Raw genomic sequence first — 15,194 nt, forward strand, 5'->3', positions numbered from 1 at the left:
GGAGATCAGACCTTCTGTTCAGGCTGGACGGGCGTGGTGCCGGGAAGGGGGGAACCTGCTGGGTTCTGAAGACGGTCGAGACGCTGATGGAGTTCAACCAGCTGACTTTCGAGGGTCCGGACATGCTGCTCGGCGCGGCGTGCGCGCGAACGCTGCTGCATGTCACCGATCAGACCGATCAGGAAACCAAACAGGAGCGCGATCACGCCGACGCCCAGGACAAGGGTGCCAATGGACAGATGCCAGCCGAAGGAAACCAGCCAGATGGGTTCCAGATCCGTATTGCTCAGGGCAAAAACGATCAGGACCGCAAGAAGAATGACGAGAATGAGCAGTCTGAGCATGAACATGGTCCTATCGTGCTACCTGCAGCGCAACAAGACGTGCGGGCAGGAAGATTGATCCCTGTCAGCAGTCATGATGGCCAGTGCAGGTGGTATCATGCGCCAGTGCTGACATTGCGCCAGATGGCGATATCACCCCCAACGTATCACCGAAAGGGATTGCGGTGTCTGAAATCATCCCGTTACGGTGACCACCTTCGGAAAATGCTGTCTTCCGGGCTGTTTGGGCAGGCTGAAAACCGGAAGGGTGGTGCCCGTCGGGCTGATGGTGAAAAACACTCCACACCCTCCAAGGAACCGAACCTGATTGCCAGCGTCTGGAGTGTCAGACTGAAAGATCACCGGACTTCGCCCCGCTGGTCAAAACGTAAACATCATGACAGAGTATGGGGCGCCACATTTCCTTGCATTTCAGTGCAATATGAAATGTAGGGAATGATGATGACCGCATGAGGATGCAAACATAATGAGTCAAACATACGCCGACACCGTGACGGGCAATTCTGCCAGCCTGGATGTCTCGGATTCCCTGCCGTCTTCCTCATCTCTCATCATCGGTTCGCAGTATCTCCGGACGCTGTCGATTGACGTACAGAATACCCCGGATGTGTACAGGGAACTGCCGTCGCAGCCTCATATCGGCATGATGGTCGATGTGACGGGACGCCAGCTCGGAGACCAGCCGACATTCGAGGTCAGCCTGATCATCCGTGCCCAGGGTTTTGAGAGCGCGCCCACACAGGATGCTCCCAATCCGAAGGTGCTGTATGAACTCAGCGTGGCGTATGCAGGCCTGTTCGGTCTGACTGGTCGGATCCCGCAGAATGCAATCGAGCCCCTGCTGCTGGTTGAGGCGCCGCGCTTCCTGTTCCCGCCCGCGCGCAGTGTCATGCTGAACACGGTTCGTGAAGCTGGGTTCCCGTCTCCCAACATCCAGCCCATTGACTTCCATGAACTCTGGCAGAGCCGGCGCGCGCAGCAGCGTTGAACCCGGCACGACAGCTTTACCGTTCCGTGTGCGCTCCCAGAGGATCCAGCGTCAATGAAAGATCATATCCTTGCATCTCCGGCTTTCGCGGGCGACCGGCCGCCTCTGTGGGCTGCGTTTGACGCCGAATGGTACCGCACACGCTATGGGCTGCGTCTGAGGGAGGAAGCCAAGGAAAGCGGAGAGGCTGGCGAGCTTGATCTGAGTGACGAAGGGCTGGAGCAGCACTGGAAACACAGAGGCGCCAGGGCAGGGTTCTCTCCCAACCGTTTTTTTGATGAAGAATGGTATCTGCGCCAGAATCCGGATGTCCGCGAAGGCATCAGTCTGGGGATTTTTGACAGCGGTTTCCTTCATTACTGCGAAAGTGGTTTTCGAAGCCGCTCGCCGCACTGGCTTTTTTCCGAAGAAAACTATTTCAGCTGCAATCCCGACCTGAGCCCCCACGTCCTGGCCTCACAGGGCTTCTGCAACGGATACGACCATTATCTTGCGGTCGGTGATCAGGAACATCGCAAGTCGCATGTATTTTTCGATCCCGAAGTCTTTCGTGCCGCCAGCATGGCTGAACGGCAGCACTATGATTTTGCGATTGGTGATTTCACCCAGTTCATCAGGTTTTCGGTAGCCGGTCGCCGACGCAGCTCCTGGTATTTCGATCCGCAATGGTATCTTGAGCGCTATCCGGATGTTGTGGACGCACTGGAGAGCGGCAGATTCCAAAGCCCGCTTCATCATTACCTGACCAATGGAAATCCGACCGCGTACGATCCCAATCCGTGGTTCAGCGAAGCCTTTTATGCTGCGCAGTATCCCGATGTCGGCAATATCGTGGCCAATGGGGGCTTTCGGAACGGCTATGAGCATTTCATCCGTTTCGGCATAGCCGAGAAACGGCAGCCACAGGCGGGGGTCGATCTGGCCGCCTTCCTGAACCAGAGCGGAACACAGCGACAGCTGCGCAGACCCGATATCTCCGATATTTTTACGCTCTGGGTCCAGTCCCAGGGCAACCCGGTGAACGAGGTCGTTGCCGACATCCCTGCAGAGCAGTGTCAGCTTCTGGATCTTCAGCGGGCGCAGACTCTCATTCCTTCATTGATCCGCGGGCCCCTGGATTTCCGCCCGGTCACCATGCCGGACGCAACGGTCATCCTGCCTGTTTCGAACCAGTTTCTTGAAACCCTTGCGACGCTTGCCGCACTTCATGCGAACAGTGAGCACAATCTTCAGATCATTCTGGTGGATGCGGGGTCCACGGATGAGACGGCCCAGATCGAGAGATTTGTTCGCGGAATTCACATCGTCCGTCCCCCTTACCGAACCACGCATGCCGAACAGGTCGCGCTCGGGCTTGAGCTTGCAAGGGCAGAAGTCGTCCTGCTGTTGTCCGCTGGCGTTCAGCCTTTCCCCGGAAGCCTGAATATCGCCCTTGAAGCCTTCGCAGACCCTGAAGTCTACGCCGTAGGCGGACAGTCGCTGGGACTTGATGGACGGATCCGCGAAGCCGGCAGCATCGTCTGGCGTAATGCGACCTTTACACCCTTTGGACAGGGATTGCGGGCGAACGAACCTGAAATTGCCTTCCGGAGATGGGTGGATGCCTTCACCGGTGGCCTGCTGTTCTGTCGCCGACTTCCGCTCCATGATCACAACCGACTCAACCCCGACTGCATTGGCCTGGAAGCCGAAATGCTGGCGATCTGCCTGTCCCTGCGACAGGTCGGGGGCAAGATCCTCTATGATCCGGATGTGCTCGACCGCTCGGCTTCAGAGCCGGAGATCGCGCCAGAACTGCGGGCCCGCAATGAGGTCTGGCTGAAACGCCGCTTCGCAGGACTGCTCTCGAGACAGCCGTTTCCGGGAACCAGTCTCATGCGGGCCCGCTCTGCATCCGGAGCGCCAGCCATTTTGTTCCTGTGCAAACGGCTGCCCCATGTCGTTCTGGGAACACCTTTTCTGCGCCACCGCGATATGATGATCGGGCTGAGCCAGCTGGGATATCAGGTGACTGTCTTTCCGCTTGATGGCAGCCTTCATGACTGTGTCTCAACGGCACTGGATTTTCCGGCAGACATCGAACTGATGGACGATTGTGACCTGTCCGAGCTTCCTGATTTCCTGCGCAAGCGGGCGGGATGCTTTGATTACGTCTGGATCGGTGGCATGAAAACGCTCCAGCGAGCCGCGCCGATCCTGCAGCAGCACTCGCAGGCGTTACCCAGACTTGGAATGGTCGCGGACATTCACGCAAGCCATGCCCGGGAGACCCATAACCGCCGGCTTGTCGGAGCGGTCAATAACCGGGAGCTGCTTTTTGATGATCTGGAGCTGGATATTGACCAGGTCTGGATGACGCAGGCGGTGGTTGCCGGAACGGAAGCCGAGAAGGCCGACCTGGAGGTCCTTGGCCTCACCAATGTGCGGGTCCTTGGTGCGCCACCTGTTCCTACGACGCTCTCGCCCGGCTTTGGCGAACGCTCGGGAATCCTGCTTGTTCTTCCGGTTTTTGCCAGTGGCGATGCGGTTCATGACGGACTGCACTGGTTCATCCATGAAGTCCTTTCAAAACTGGATCGCGGTCTGCCACCGGACGCAACCGTCCTCCTTGCGGGCCATAAGGCCGCCGGGGTCGATCTCTCCGCTTTCGCGCGATATCGGCGACTGGAAGCCTTCCCGGAGGACGCTGATCTTGCAGCTCTCTACAGGTCACGCCGTATTCTCGTGGAGCCCACACGCGTTCTGCCAGCCATCCCGCGGGAAGTTCTGGATGCGGCCGCGGCAGGACTGCCTGCCGTTCTTTCCGAAACAGTCTGCAAGACACTGGGATGGGAAAACGGAAAAGACTGTCTGTCTGGAGGATTCTGTAATCCGGAGCAGTTCGCCCAGGCCGTGATCGGGCTGTATACGGACATGGATCTGTGGAATACGATAAGCCGTGGAGCACAGGGCCGAATGAAAGAGGAGGCATCCCGTTCGAATTTTCATGATGGCCTCCGCGAGGTCCTTTCCATCGCGGCGGGCACCACACCTCTTGCAGCTTCGACCGTAACGCCGCGTGCGCACAGGTTGTCCGAGACCGCTCCCGGCTTTGCTCCCGCGCCGATCCGTCTCCAGCCGCGCCGACTTACGACCGACGGCGATTGAAAGACCGGCTCTCCGGTCTGATTTTGGGTGACTGACACCCCGAACATGGAACACAAGATGACTGCCAACTCCGACACACTTGATACCGTTCTCCAGACCGTCAACACCCATCTGGACGCTTCGGTCTCACGCCTGTTCGAGCTTCTCCGCATTCCGAGCATTTCCACGCAGCCCGCCCACACCGCCGATTGCCGGAAAGCTGCGGACTGGATGCGGAAGGAACTCGAACAGCTGGGAATGAAGGCAGAGATCCGCGACGTGCACTGGGCGGCTCCGGGGCACCCGATGGTCGTGGGCCATGATCAGGCTGTTGGCAGCAGCGATGCTCGACCGCATGTCCTGTTCTATGGTCATTACGATGTGCAGCCGACAGATCCGGAAGCACTCTGGAACGCGCCGCCCTTTGATCCGCGGCTGATCGAGGACGCCTCAGGGCGCAAGGTCATCGTTGCCCGCGGTGCGAGCGACGACAAGGGGCAGGTGATGACTTTCCTTGAAGCCTGCCGAGCCTGGAAAGAGGTTACGGGGTCGCTTCCGGTCAAAGTGAGTGTTCTTCTGGAAGGCGAAGAGGAATGTGGCGGGGCGAACCTGTTCCCGTTCCTCAAGGAAAATGCGGCCGAGCTGAAAGCGGACGTGGCGCTTGTCTGTGATACCGGCATGGCGGATCGCAAAACGCCAGGCATTACGACCTCCCTCCGCGGCATGATGGCCGAGGAAGTGGTGATCCAGTGTGCCAGCCATGATCTGCATTCTGGTCTGTACGGCAATGCTGCCGCCAATCCGATTGCCGTTCTGTGTCAGGCTCTGGCGACGCTTCGGGACGCCGAGGGTGGCGTCACGCTGCCGGGTTTCTATGACGGCATCCAGGATCCGTCTCCTGCCACCCGGACGCAGTGGAGCAGGCTTTTCCCCGATGACCGCTCCCTACTGGAAGAGGCGGGACTGTCGGTTGCGGCAGGAGAGAAAGCCTATAGCGCGATCGAACAGACGTGGTGCCGGCCGAGCTGTGAAATCAACGGTATCTCCGGCGGGTACGAAGGCGAGGGGTTCAAGACCGTTCTTCCCGCCAAAGCCATGGCCAAGGTCTCGTTCCGTCTGGTTCCGGGTCAGGATCCTGACCGCATCCGCGAGGCCTTCCGGGCCCATATCCGCGCAGCCCTCCCTTCCGACGCCCATGTCACATTCACGGCCCACGGCGGTTCTCCGGGCTTTGAAGTTTCCCGTGACAGCCGTTTTCTGGCACCGACCCTGAAGGCCCTGAGTGACGAGTGGGGTGTGCCTGCCGCAACTGTGGGGTCGGGCGGTTCCATTCCCGTGGCCGGCGAAGTCCGCGATGCGCTGGGACTGGATGCTCTCATGATCGGGTTTGCCCAGAATGACGACCGGATCCATTCTCCGAACGAACAGTACGGGCTGGACTCCTTTCACAAAGGCATCCGCTCCTGGGTACGCGTCCTTGCAGCACTGGCAGAAGCGGGCTGACGATGAAACGCCCGCCACCGCTTGCACTGACGCTCGGGGATCCGGCGGGCATCGGCCCCCAGCTTGCCACAGAAGCCTGGCGAAGGCTTCGGCATTCGGGGGAAGGAATGTTCTTCTGGCTCGGTGATCCGCGTCTGGTTGAACATGCCGTGCCAGTGACCTGCATCGCAACGCCGGAAGAGGCGACGACTGTCTTTTCTGACAGCCTGCCCGTTCTGCCGGTGCCATGCGAAGTGGAGGTCATTCCGGGCCAGCCTGATTCGCGGAATGCCGCAGCGACGATCAGCAGTATCCGTCAGGCCGTTGAGTACGCTCTTGCAGGGCGTGCCGGCGGGGTCGTGACGAACCCGATTGCCAAGCACGTTCTGGCTACAGCCGGTTTTCCTTATCCGGGACATACGGAGTTTCTGGCAACCCTGTGTGACATGCCGGGGGAAGAGATCATGATGCTGGCCTCGCCCCAGCTCAGGGTCGTGCCAGTGACGGTTCATGTCTCGCTCCGAAGGGCTCTGGAGACACTGACGACCGACCGCATCGTACAGGTGGCGGAGATCGCCAATGCGGCGCTCAAACGTGACTTCGGGATTGGGGCGCCGCGTCTGGCAATAGCGGGGTTGAACCCTCACGCTGGTGAGCACGGCATGATGGGCGATGAAGAAATCACACTCATCCAGCCTGCGATCGACAGGCTCCGGGCGCAAGGGATCGACTGTCGGGGCCCAATGCCGCCGGACACGATGTTCAGCGCCAAGGCCCGGCCGCATTACGATGTGGCGATCTGCATGTATCATGATCAGGCGCTCATTCCACTGAAGACACTTGATATGGAAGAAGGCGTGAACGTGACGCTCGGGTTGCCGATCATCCGAACCTCGCCCGATCATGGAACGGCTTTTGATATCGCAGGTCCTGTGACGGAAACGTGCCGGGCGGATGTGTCCAGTCTTCTGGCGGCGATCCGGCTGGCTGGCGAAATGAGCGCTTATCGGGAAGGAAAAGAATCATGATCCGTCTTGGAGTGAACATCGATCACGTCGCCACGCTGCGCAACGCCAGAGGAGGCATATTCCCTGACCCGGTGGCGGCGGCCGAGCTGGCCATCGCATCAGGGGCGGACGGGATTACGGCGCATCTGCGGGAAGACCGGCGTCATATCCGCGATGCTGACATGCCGCGCCTCAGGGCGCTTTCCGCACCTTTGAACTTCGAGATGGCCGCGACGGACGAGATGGTCCGGATTGCCTGTGATCTTCGGCCCCATGCCTGCTGCCTGGTGCCTGAAAAACGCCAGGAAGTCACGACCGAGGGCGGGCTGGATGTCGTGGGCCAGAGCGATGCGCTGAAGCCGAAAATCGCTCGGCTGCGGGATGCGGGCATCCGGGTTTCACTGTTCATCGATCCCGAGGCGCGACAGATCGAAACCGCCGCAGCTCTGGGAGCGCCGGTTGTAGAGCTCCATACCGGGGCTTACGCTTTGGGCGGCAGTGAGGAACTGGAGCGACTGCGGTCAGCGGCGGAGACGGTCGCAGCCTGTGGGCTGGAGCTCCATGCCGGACACGGACTGACTTATGACAATGTGGGGTCGATTGCGGGCTTGGCAGGACTTGCCGAACTGAATATCGGCCATTTCCTGATCGGACAGGCCATTTTTGACGGGCTGGGACCGGTGGTCCGCAAAATGAAAAGCCTCATCAATTCCTGAAAGAAAAGGGGAGCGGGACGTCTGTCGCCCTGCTCCCCTTTTTGTGGGTTACTTGACCGGCTGGATAACCGGCTGGGTGTCGTCTTTCGTGAACTTGGGAACATATTTTCCGGACTGGTCGGAATAGGTTGCTGTCGCACTCTGCGCCGGTGTACGCGGCGGGTGAAAGCCAGACACAGGGCCAAAGGGGCCGCCATTTACGCGACGCATCGTGGATTCACGCTGACGGGCACAGCCGCGGGTGATGATGGAGCAGATACCGTCCGTTCCGATATATTCGTCGTCATTGCCCGTGTAATGAACTTCCGAAACCCGGTCGTGATCCATGCGGACCAGCATGCGGCAAGCCGTACCACCGCCACCAAATGCGGACTGATAGATGCTGATGGCAGACTGAACAGGAATGAATCCGGAATCCGACGGCATCGTCGGAAGGGCCTTGCTTCCGTCATACTGCCAGATCTCGGTTGTATCGTTCAGCTTCTTTGTGGAAGCCGGAATACCGGCACAGGCCTGGAGATCATAGCTCGTCATGCCAACCATTTCGTACTGCGCCTTGTGTGCGCTGCGGGAATCGAAATAGCCACACCCAGAAAGGGCCGCGGTTGCCGTCAGGGCAACGAGAAGGCGTGTGTAGACCGGGCGCATCATGTCTCCTTTGCGCGTAAGGGAAGCAGACTGCAGACCCGGAACGATTCATGACGAACAGGTCACAATCAGATGTGAAGTGCCCTGTTTCTACAACAGCATCCCTGATGGGGATAGAGGAAGCGGGTTCCTTTGTTCCGGATGATGGGTTAGATGGCAGTTCCCTTGCATCACAGGAATGCCACCAATGGCCGATATGACCCCATCCGAGGTGACACGCCTCCAGACCACGCTACAGCGCCTGCTGGGCTCCCCGAAGCTCACGCTCAACAAGCCCAGCCGCAAGGGGATGAGCGTTGAACTGGCCGTTGCCGGAGAAGTCATCGGGACAGTTCACCGCGATGAGGATGAAGGCGAGGTCTCCTACGCCATCCACATCACGGTTCTGGAAGAAGACCTGCCGGCTGCCTGAAATCCCAGCCCCCGTTAAGCCTCAGGCAGCATGAGCCGGGGCAGGCATTTCGAATCGTGTGATCTTCCAGCCCCAGTGCTCGAACTTCATGTGAAGGACGAACGGTGTCTGTCCCGGCTGATCCAGACTGGCCTCGAATTTTCCGGGGCTCACGAAATGGGCATGCATGGAATGCCACATTCCAAACCAGTCTGACGTGGCAGGACCATGTGGCATCACCTGATGCGCCGTAGTCATCAGGGTTGCGGGCGTGAGATGCGTATCGATGGCGTTGGACACGACCTGTCCTGCAAATGAACTTCCGAATCCCGGCAGATCGTCATCGGCAGGAGCGGCGGGCGTAAACTGTTCCTTGAGGCAGTGCGTCAGCGCTGACCAGTCCACATGAGGCGCCAGGCGCGACGGATTGTTACCGTTCATGGCCCGGTCGATATCCCACAGGGCGAGATAGGGCGACACCGCGTAGGCTGCCAGAACAGCGCCTGCACTGACACCAAGTCCCTGCCATGCGCGCGGCATGACTCTGCGAAAACCGTTTTTCATGATGACTTCTCTGCTCGGGTCCTGCGAGACACCAGGACAGTGTTGAACGATACTGACGCTAACGTCTTTCAAGAGTGAAAGTCAGCAATTATCATCATTTCATGGATATGAATTTTTCCGACCACGAGCTGGAGCGGTATTCCCGCCACATTCTCCTGCCTCAGGTCGGGGCGATCGGGCAGGCGCGACTTCGGGGAGCTTCTGTTCTGGTGGTCGGCGCGGGAGGACTGGGAGCCCCGTTGCTTCAGCAACTCGCTGCATCGGGAATCGGGCATATCGGGATCATGGATGATGATCGCGTCGATCTTAGCAATCTGCAGCGGCAGGTTCTCTATGGCACTGACGACATCGGGGAGTTCAAGGTCGAGGCCGCGGCCAAGCGTCTGAAGGCACTGAACCCGCTGATTACGCTGAGTCCGCATCCGGTTCGCGCGACGCGCAAAACGCTGGATGCGTTTGTGCCACAATATGATCTGGTCTGCGACGGAACCGACAACGCCGTCACACGCCTGGCTGTCTCCGATATCTGCGTGCGTCATGGTCGTTCGCTGGTATCCGGGGCAGTACAGGGATTTTCAGGACAGCTGGCCGTATTCAGGCCGCAGAAGGGCGGACCTTGCTATCGCTGCCTGTTTCCCGAGGCTGCACAGACAGAAGCGCCGAACTGCGGCATGTCCGGAGTGCTTGGCGCAGCGACGGGCGTGATGGGGAGCCTGATGGCCGTGGAGGTCATGCGGGAAGTCATCGGACTTGAAGGAACAGATCAGACACGGGTGAGCCTGTGGGACGCGCTGTCGGGGACGATGGAGAGTTTCGTGCTGAAGCGTAATCCTGCCTGCCAGATCCATCATGATGAACGGGCACCCGGATGAAACAGCCCATGTTTCTGACGCTGGCCGACGATTCCTGGCAGCGGGCCCATTACGCACTTGTCGTTGCAGCAGGCGGCCTGTCGCTCGGACGCGATGTGACGATTTTTGCTGGCGGACGCAGCGTTCTGGCGCTGACCCCGGACTGGAAGGAGCTTGGAGGAGTCATTGCGGACAGTGAGCTGGAGGCCCGTGGGATCGCGGGGTTCGGGGAACTCCGGGAAGTGGTGATGGATCTCGGCGCGACAATCATGGCCTGTGAGGCCGGACTCAGGATGGCAGGTCTGTCTGAAAAGGACCTGCTGGATGGGATCACGGTGCGGGGAATTGTCAGCTTTCTCGAACTGGCGGGAGACAATCCCGTCCTTGCGCTGTAAGTTTCTGCCCAAGACACGATTTTCGGACGTCTTTCCCGTTTTGATGACTTGCCCAAACCTTCGGCCCTTGGCAGGGATGCGCTCATGAGAATGTCAGTCTTCCCTCTGCGTCCCGCCAAAGGCCATTCCGCTCTTCTTCGCGCGCTGCTGGCAGGTACGGTCCTGCTTGCTGCCCCGGGCTTCGTGAGTTCCGATGCCTGGGCTGCCCATCATCACAAGAAGCATGGGGAGACGGCCGCGAAGGCGGCAGACAAGCATGCGTCGGCCAAAAAGCATCACAAGGCCGATGCGGCAAAAACCGCATCACCCACTACGAAGCACAAGGCGGCGCATCATGCCGCTCTGAAGCATGCCGCTCCGGCTGTTACCGCAGGCGCTGCCGGAGCGGCGGCAGGTGCGGCAGCAGCCGATCAGCCTGCAACTCCGCCCGTTCCGCAGGCTCCTGAAAATACTGACAAGGGCAGCAACACCGGCCTGCCGCTGCCGCGCTATGCCGCGCTTCGGGCTGACAAGGTCTATATGCGTCGCGGGCCAGGAGACCGGTATCCGATCGATTGGGTATATCACCGCCGCGGGCTGCCCGTGGAAATCGAGCGCGAATTCGATGTGTGGCGGCTTGTCGAGGATTCCGATGGCCAGAAGGGCTGGGTGCATCAGGCGACGCTCTATGGCAGCCGGACCTTTGTCATTCCGGGGCTGCCTCCTGAAGGCATGAAAGCCCAGAACGGCGAGGCGAGCGCGCAGGAAGGCGACCATATCGGCAAGGCCGATGCCCGTATTCTTGCCCGTGTCGCCACTCAGGACGAAGCACGGGCACATAAAAATGATGTGCTCCTCATGAGCCATCCGGAAGAAGATAGCACCGTCATCGCGGTGCTGCAGCAGGGAACGGTGGGCAATATCAAGCTGTGCCCCCAGAACTCCCAGTGGTGCCGGGTGAGTGTAAAGGGCTACGAAGGCTGGCTGCCCCGCCGTCTTTTCTGGGGGCTGCTCCCGGGCGAGACGATTCAACCAAACTGATTTTTTCGATCGAGGACGCCGTATATGACATCCAGTTCCCATTACCGCCGCACGCGGATTGTCGCGACTCTTGGGCCGGCCTCATCCTCACCCGAGATGATCCTTTCCCTGGCGCAGGCGGGCGTGAATGTCTTCCGGCTCAATTTCTCCCACGGCGCACATGAGGATCACGGCGAGCGTCATGCCGCCATCCGGGCCGCCGAGGAGAAGGTCGGGCATCCGCTGGCCATTCTGGCGGATCTTCAGGGACCGAAACTGCGTGTCGGCGTGTTCGAGAACGGTCCGGTGATCCTCGAGGAAGGCAAGCCGTTCCGCCTGGATCTGGACCGGACACCCGGTACGGTTTCGCGCGTCTGCCTGCCGCACCCGGAAATCATTTCTGCCGCCAAGCCGGGCAGCCATCTGCTGCTGGATGACGGCAAGCTCAAGCTGCGTGTCGTAAAGACGGGCGAGGGGTTCCTCGATACGGTTGTGGTCGTGGGCGGAAAGCTTTCGGAGCGCAAGGGCGTCAATGTTCCCGACGTGACGCTGCCCATTCCGGCGCTGACCGAAAAGGATCGCCGCGACTTCGACTTCGCATTGTCGCTGGGTGTGGATTTTGTGGCGCTTTCGTTCGTGCAGCGTCCCGAGGACGTGCAGGAAGCCCGCGAAATCGCAGCAGGTCGCGCGGCAATCGTGACCAAGTTGGAAAAGCCGCAGGCGATGGATGATCTGGCGGCCATCGTGCACCTGTCGGACGCGATCATGGTCGCGCGTGGTGATCTGGGTGTGGAACTGCCGCCCGAGGAAGTTCCGGTCGCACAGAAGCGTGCCATTGCCGAAGCCCGCAAGCAGTGCCGCCCGGTCATCGTGGCGACGCAGATGCTGGAGAGCATGATCGAAAGCCCGACACCGACCCGCGCCGAAGTGTCCGATGTTTCCAATGCCGTTTACGATGGTGCGGATGCCGTCATGCTGTCGGCGGAAAGTGCGGCAGGCAAGTATCCTGTCGAAGCCGTCTCGATGATGGTGCGGATTGCCGAGCGTGTCGAGCAGGATACGGAGTGGCGCGTCCGCATGGACCGCCTGCGTCCGGCCCCGGATGAAACTGTCCAGAGCGCGATTGTTCAGGCCGCCTGGCAGGTCAGCCGCACACTTCACGCTGGTGCTATCGCATGCCGGACCCGAAGCGGGGCGGGCGCCATGCGCCTGTCCCGTGAGCGGCCGCATTGTCCGGTCATTGCCCTGACGCCCGAACTATGGGTTGCACGCCGACTGTGCGTTGTATGGGGTGTCTTTCCGCATCTGATCAACAACGAGCAGAGCTCTCAGGGCATTGAGCCGCTGGCCGGTCCCGTCGCTGAACTCGCACGCAACATGGGTTTCTGCAAAACCGGGGATCGGGTTCTGATCCTGGCCGGCCTGCCTTCTGGTCATTCCGGCAGCACGAATACCCTCCGCGTCATCACAGCCTGAACATGCCAGCCACTGCCGGACTCCGGTCCGGCAGTAAGTTCATCCTGAGCAGGTCAGGTCAGCAGACTTCAGGCCTGACGGTTTTCAATCAGGGTCCGGCGAATAGCCCGGCCACGTTCGATTTTGCTTGTGATGGTTGCTTCGTCGCCGGTGCGGATTGCATCGGCCATCGCCTGCGTGTCCGCCACGAACTTGTCGAGTGTCCCCAGCAGCGCTTCCTTGTTCGCCAGGAAGATATCCCGCCACATGACCGGGTCCGACGCCGCAATTCGTGTAAAATCGCGGAAGCCCGACGCGGCATAATCCAGGACGGCCGCGCGGATCTCATCGGACAGATTGTCTGCGGTATCGCAGATCGTAAAGGCGAGGAGATGCGGCAGGTGGCTGACCATGGCGCAGATCCTGTCGTGCTTTTCATCAGACAGAATTTTCGTGCGCGCTCCGCACAGCGTCCAGAGCTGCCCGATCGTGGTCACAGCCTTCGGATCCGCGCCTTCAGGCGGAACGAGCAGGGCCCAGCGGTCTTCGAACAGGGTCGAAAATCCCGCATCCGGCCCTGAATGTTCGGTTCCGGCCATCGGGTGACCGGGAACATACGCCACGTTTTCAGGCAGGATCGCCGCCAGTGTCGGGCCGAGCTGTCCCCGAACGGAGGCTACGTCCGTCAGAATGCTACCCGGCTTCATAAAGGGGAGCACCTGACGGGCGACCGGTTCCACCGCGCCAACGGGAACGCAGATCATGACGCAGTCTGCCTGCGCAGCGACGGCAGGATCGGACGTCGTGATATCCGCGATGCCCAGTTCCCGGACGCGTTCGAGAACGCCGGGATTTGAGTCGGCTGCGATCAGGGTTTCGGCAATTGCCCCCGTTTCACGGGCCCGGCGCAGAACGGACGAACCGATCAGCCCCGGGCCGATGACAGCGAGAGACCTGAAAAGAGGTGTCATAAAACTCTGGGAGCCGTCGCAAAGGGGGTGTCCTCGGTTTTCTTGCCATCCCGGGACGTGGCCTCTTTCTTGATGTTACCGGCAAGGGCCGTCACTGCGGGGGGAATAACGGTCTTGCGAGCGGAAGCCGGAGACGGAGCCGGCGTGCTTTTGCTTGCTTCCGAAGGAGGCGCATGACGCAGCCGGCGCATTTCCACAATCTGCCAGACCAGCAGGACCGGAATACCGATCAGAATGTCCCGTCCGCGGCGCAGCAGGGAAAGACTGAGCGAGATTTCGGCATCGATGCCGAAAATCATGCCCAGCGCGACATAGGCCGCTTCCTGCACGCCAAGAGCCCCTGGTACGAGAAAACCGGCCGACATGATGCCACAGACCACGCCCTCGATTGCGACCGAGGAGAAAAATCCGACATGAGCGCCGAGCAGCTGGAGGGCCAGCCACGTCATGGCTGCACTGCCCATCCAGCATAGCAGATGGCAGAATGCGCCTAAGGAAATTCTGTCCGGTCGGCTCCAGAGGCTTTCGAGTCGTAACTGAAAGGTCTCCGTATTGCCGATCAGGGAATCTCGCCATTCCGCAGCAATATGCTTTCCGAGAAACGCCGCAGCCTTGCGGACCATCACTCCGCCACGCTGCTGGGTCCAGATGAAGCCGGCAATTCCAAGACTCAGCAGGACCATGCCGCCGATGAGCGGCCAGACAAATCGTGAGGCCCCGTGATGGCCGATCAAGCAGAGAAGGGCGATCAGGACGAAGGCGATCTGCCCCAGAACCTCGGTCGTGATGTCCACCAGATTGGCGGCAACGCCTTCAGGCCAGTGCAGCTCTTCTCCCTTGACGGTGCGTGGATCCACACCCGCCAGCGTGGCGCGGACACCAATGACCATGCCACCGAGCTGGGAGAAGGGAAGACATGCCCCTGCGCTGTCACGGACCAGACGCGCCCCCATGAGACGCCGGACGCTCAGCAGCGGCACTGCTGCGTGCCACGCAACACCGAGCCCCATGTCGATCAGAAGCTGGCAGGCCGCAAGAAGCAGGAAGCCACCAACACCGACTTTTGAAAGTGCTTCCATGACGGGATGAATACCCGCCTTGGCCGCAATGAAGGTGAAAAGGGCCACCCCGAGAAGGGAAAGCAGAACAGGGAGAGTTTTTTTCAACGTCTTCGTCACATACCGTTTGGACACGCTCTATCGCACACAGGGTGAATATTCCACCCTTTCAGACGCTTTCCCCGAAAAGCCGGGGGGA

General features: G+C 60.1%; 15 protein-coding genes. 10 read left to right on the plus strand and 5 right to left on the minus strand.

Annotated features, from left to right (window positions below):
- Nucleotides 1-5 precede the first annotated feature (5 nt).
- On the minus strand, nt 6-344 hold the full coding sequence (locus tag KP701_RS08730; RefSeq protein WP_215746844.1) for a LapA family protein: 339 nt from the start codon (nt 342-344) through the stop codon (nt 6-8).
- A 466-nt stretch (nt 345-810) separates the two neighbouring features.
- Between KP701_RS08730 and KP701_RS08735 the strand changes: the two genes are divergently transcribed.
- Genes KP701_RS08735 through KP701_RS08755 form a run of 5 tightly spaced genes read left to right on the plus strand, consistent with a single transcriptional unit; the run spans nt 811 to nt 7,663 of the window.
- Nucleotides 811-1,332 (plus strand): protein-export chaperone SecB, encoded by a 522-nt coding sequence (locus tag KP701_RS08735; protein ID WP_215746845.1) that lies wholly within the window; start codon nt 811-813, stop codon nt 1,330-1,332.
- Nucleotides 1,333-1,386: 54 nt separating this feature from the next.
- Complete coding sequence (locus KP701_RS08740) at nt 1,387-4,479, plus strand: glycosyltransferase (protein ID WP_215746846.1); 3,093 nt, start codon at nt 1,387-1,389, stop codon at nt 4,477-4,479.
- A 57-nt stretch (nt 4,480-4,536) separates the two neighbouring features.
- Complete coding sequence (locus KP701_RS08745; RefSeq protein ID WP_252345505.1) at nt 4,537-5,961, plus strand: M20/M25/M40 family metallo-hydrolase; 1,425 nt, start codon at nt 4,537-4,539, stop codon at nt 5,959-5,961.
- Between the two features lie 2 nt (nt 5,962-5,963).
- On the plus strand, nt 5,964-6,968 hold the full coding sequence (gene pdxA / locus KP701_RS08750) for a 4-hydroxythreonine-4-phosphate dehydrogenase PdxA (protein ID WP_215746847.1): 1,005 nt from the start codon (nt 5,964-5,966) through the stop codon (nt 6,966-6,968).
- A complete protein-coding gene (locus KP701_RS08755) occupies nt 6,965-7,663 on the plus strand; it encodes a pyridoxine 5'-phosphate synthase (protein WP_215746848.1) in 699 nt (232 codons plus the stop codon). The genes pdxA and KP701_RS08755 overlap by 4 nt, the downstream gene beginning before the upstream one ends.
- Before the next feature lie 48 nt (nt 7,664-7,711).
- Here KP701_RS08755 and KP701_RS08760 read toward each other — a convergent pair whose 3' ends face one another.
- Nucleotides 7,712-8,311, minus strand: a complete 600-nt coding sequence (locus KP701_RS08760; protein ID WP_215746911.1) for a hypothetical protein — start codon at nt 8,309-8,311, stop codon at nt 7,712-7,714.
- Between the two features lie 187 nt (nt 8,312-8,498).
- On the opposite strand from KP701_RS08760, the gene KP701_RS08765 reads away from it, so the two are divergent.
- A complete protein-coding gene (locus KP701_RS08765; RefSeq protein WP_215746849.1) occupies nt 8,499-8,723 on the plus strand; it encodes a DUF3126 family protein in 225 nt (74 codons plus the stop codon).
- A gap of 21 nt (nt 8,724-8,744) precedes the next feature.
- On the opposite strand, the gene KP701_RS08770 is transcribed toward KP701_RS08765, so the two are convergent.
- Entirely contained in the window at nt 8,745-9,266 is a 522-nt protein-coding gene (locus KP701_RS08770; RefSeq protein ID WP_062497900.1) for a DUF2939 domain-containing protein, read from the minus strand.
- A gap of 101 nt (nt 9,267-9,367) precedes the next feature.
- On the opposite strand from KP701_RS08770, the gene KP701_RS08775 reads away from it, so the two are divergent.
- From KP701_RS08775 to pyk, 4 genes are all read left to right on the plus strand, one after another.
- Entirely contained in the window at nt 9,368-10,138 is a 771-nt protein-coding gene (locus KP701_RS08775) for a HesA/MoeB/ThiF family protein (protein WP_215746850.1), read from the plus strand.
- Nucleotides 10,139-10,146: 8 nt separating this feature from the next.
- A complete protein-coding gene (locus KP701_RS08780) occupies nt 10,147-10,512 on the plus strand; it encodes a hypothetical protein (protein WP_252345506.1) in 366 nt (121 codons plus the stop codon).
- Between the two features lie 84 nt (nt 10,513-10,596).
- On the plus strand, nt 10,597-11,532 hold the full coding sequence (locus KP701_RS08785) for an SH3 domain-containing protein (RefSeq protein ID WP_215746852.1): 936 nt from the start codon (nt 10,597-10,599) through the stop codon (nt 11,530-11,532).
- 24 nt (nt 11,533-11,556) lie between these two features.
- Nucleotides 11,557-12,987, plus strand: coding sequence for a pyruvate kinase (gene pyk, locus KP701_RS08790; protein ID WP_215746853.1), 1,431 nt, complete (start codon nt 11,557-11,559; stop codon nt 12,985-12,987).
- Nucleotides 12,988-13,055: 68 nt separating this feature from the next.
- Here pyk and KP701_RS08795 read toward each other — a convergent pair whose 3' ends face one another.
- Entirely contained in the window at nt 13,056-13,937 is an 882-nt protein-coding gene (locus KP701_RS08795) for a prephenate dehydrogenase/arogenate dehydrogenase family protein (protein WP_215746854.1), read from the minus strand.
- Entirely contained in the window at nt 13,934-15,115 is a 1,182-nt protein-coding gene (locus KP701_RS08800) for an HpnL family protein (RefSeq protein WP_215746912.1), read from the minus strand. The genes KP701_RS08795 and KP701_RS08800 overlap by 4 nt, the downstream gene beginning before the upstream one ends.
- Between the last annotated feature and the right edge of the window lie 79 nt (nt 15,116-15,194).

Origin of the sequence: Gluconobacter sp. P1C6_b, assembly GCF_018811945.1 — a bacterium.
In the GTDB taxonomy this organism is placed as follows: domain Bacteria; phylum Pseudomonadota; class Alphaproteobacteria; order Acetobacterales; family Acetobacteraceae; genus Gluconobacter.

Bases quoted from the DNA above. Each gene is read 5' to 3' on its own strand.
- KP701_RS08730 (WP_215746844.1), bottom strand. From the start codon at position 344: ATGCTCAGACTGCTCATTCTCGTCATTCTTCTTGCGGTCCTGATCGTT.
- KP701_RS08735 (WP_215746845.1), top strand. From the start codon at position 811: ATGAGTCAAACATACGCCGACACCGTGACGGGCAATTCTGCCAGCCTG.
- KP701_RS08740 (WP_215746846.1), top strand. From the start codon at position 1,387: ATGAAAGATCATATCCTTGCATCTCCGGCTTTCGCGGGCGACCGGCCG.
- KP701_RS08745 (WP_252345505.1), top strand. From the start codon at position 4,537: ATGACTGCCAACTCCGACACACTTGATACCGTTCTCCAGACCGTCAAC.
- pdxA (WP_215746847.1), top strand. From the start codon at position 5,964: ATGAAACGCCCGCCACCGCTTGCACTGACGCTCGGGGATCCGGCGGGC.
- KP701_RS08755 (WP_215746848.1), top strand. From the start codon at position 6,965: ATGATCCGTCTTGGAGTGAACATCGATCACGTCGCCACGCTGCGCAAC.
- KP701_RS08760 (WP_215746911.1), bottom strand. From the start codon at position 8,311: ATGCGCCCGGTCTACACACGCCTTCTCGTTGCCCTGACGGCAACCGCG.
- KP701_RS08765 (WP_215746849.1), top strand. From the start codon at position 8,499: ATGGCCGATATGACCCCATCCGAGGTGACACGCCTCCAGACCACGCTA.
- KP701_RS08770 (WP_062497900.1), bottom strand. From the start codon at position 9,266: ATGAAAAACGGTTTTCGCAGAGTCATGCCGCGCGCATGGCAGGGACTT.
- KP701_RS08775 (WP_215746850.1), top strand. From the start codon at position 9,368: ATGGATATGAATTTTTCCGACCACGAGCTGGAGCGGTATTCCCGCCAC.
- KP701_RS08780 (WP_252345506.1), top strand. From the start codon at position 10,147: ATGTTTCTGACGCTGGCCGACGATTCCTGGCAGCGGGCCCATTACGCA.
- KP701_RS08785 (WP_215746852.1), top strand. From the start codon at position 10,597: ATGAGAATGTCAGTCTTCCCTCTGCGTCCCGCCAAAGGCCATTCCGCT.
- pyk (WP_215746853.1), top strand. From the start codon at position 11,557: ATGACATCCAGTTCCCATTACCGCCGCACGCGGATTGTCGCGACTCTT.
- KP701_RS08795 (WP_215746854.1), bottom strand. From the start codon at position 13,937: ATGACACCTCTTTTCAGGTCTCTCGCTGTCATCGGCCCGGGGCTGATC.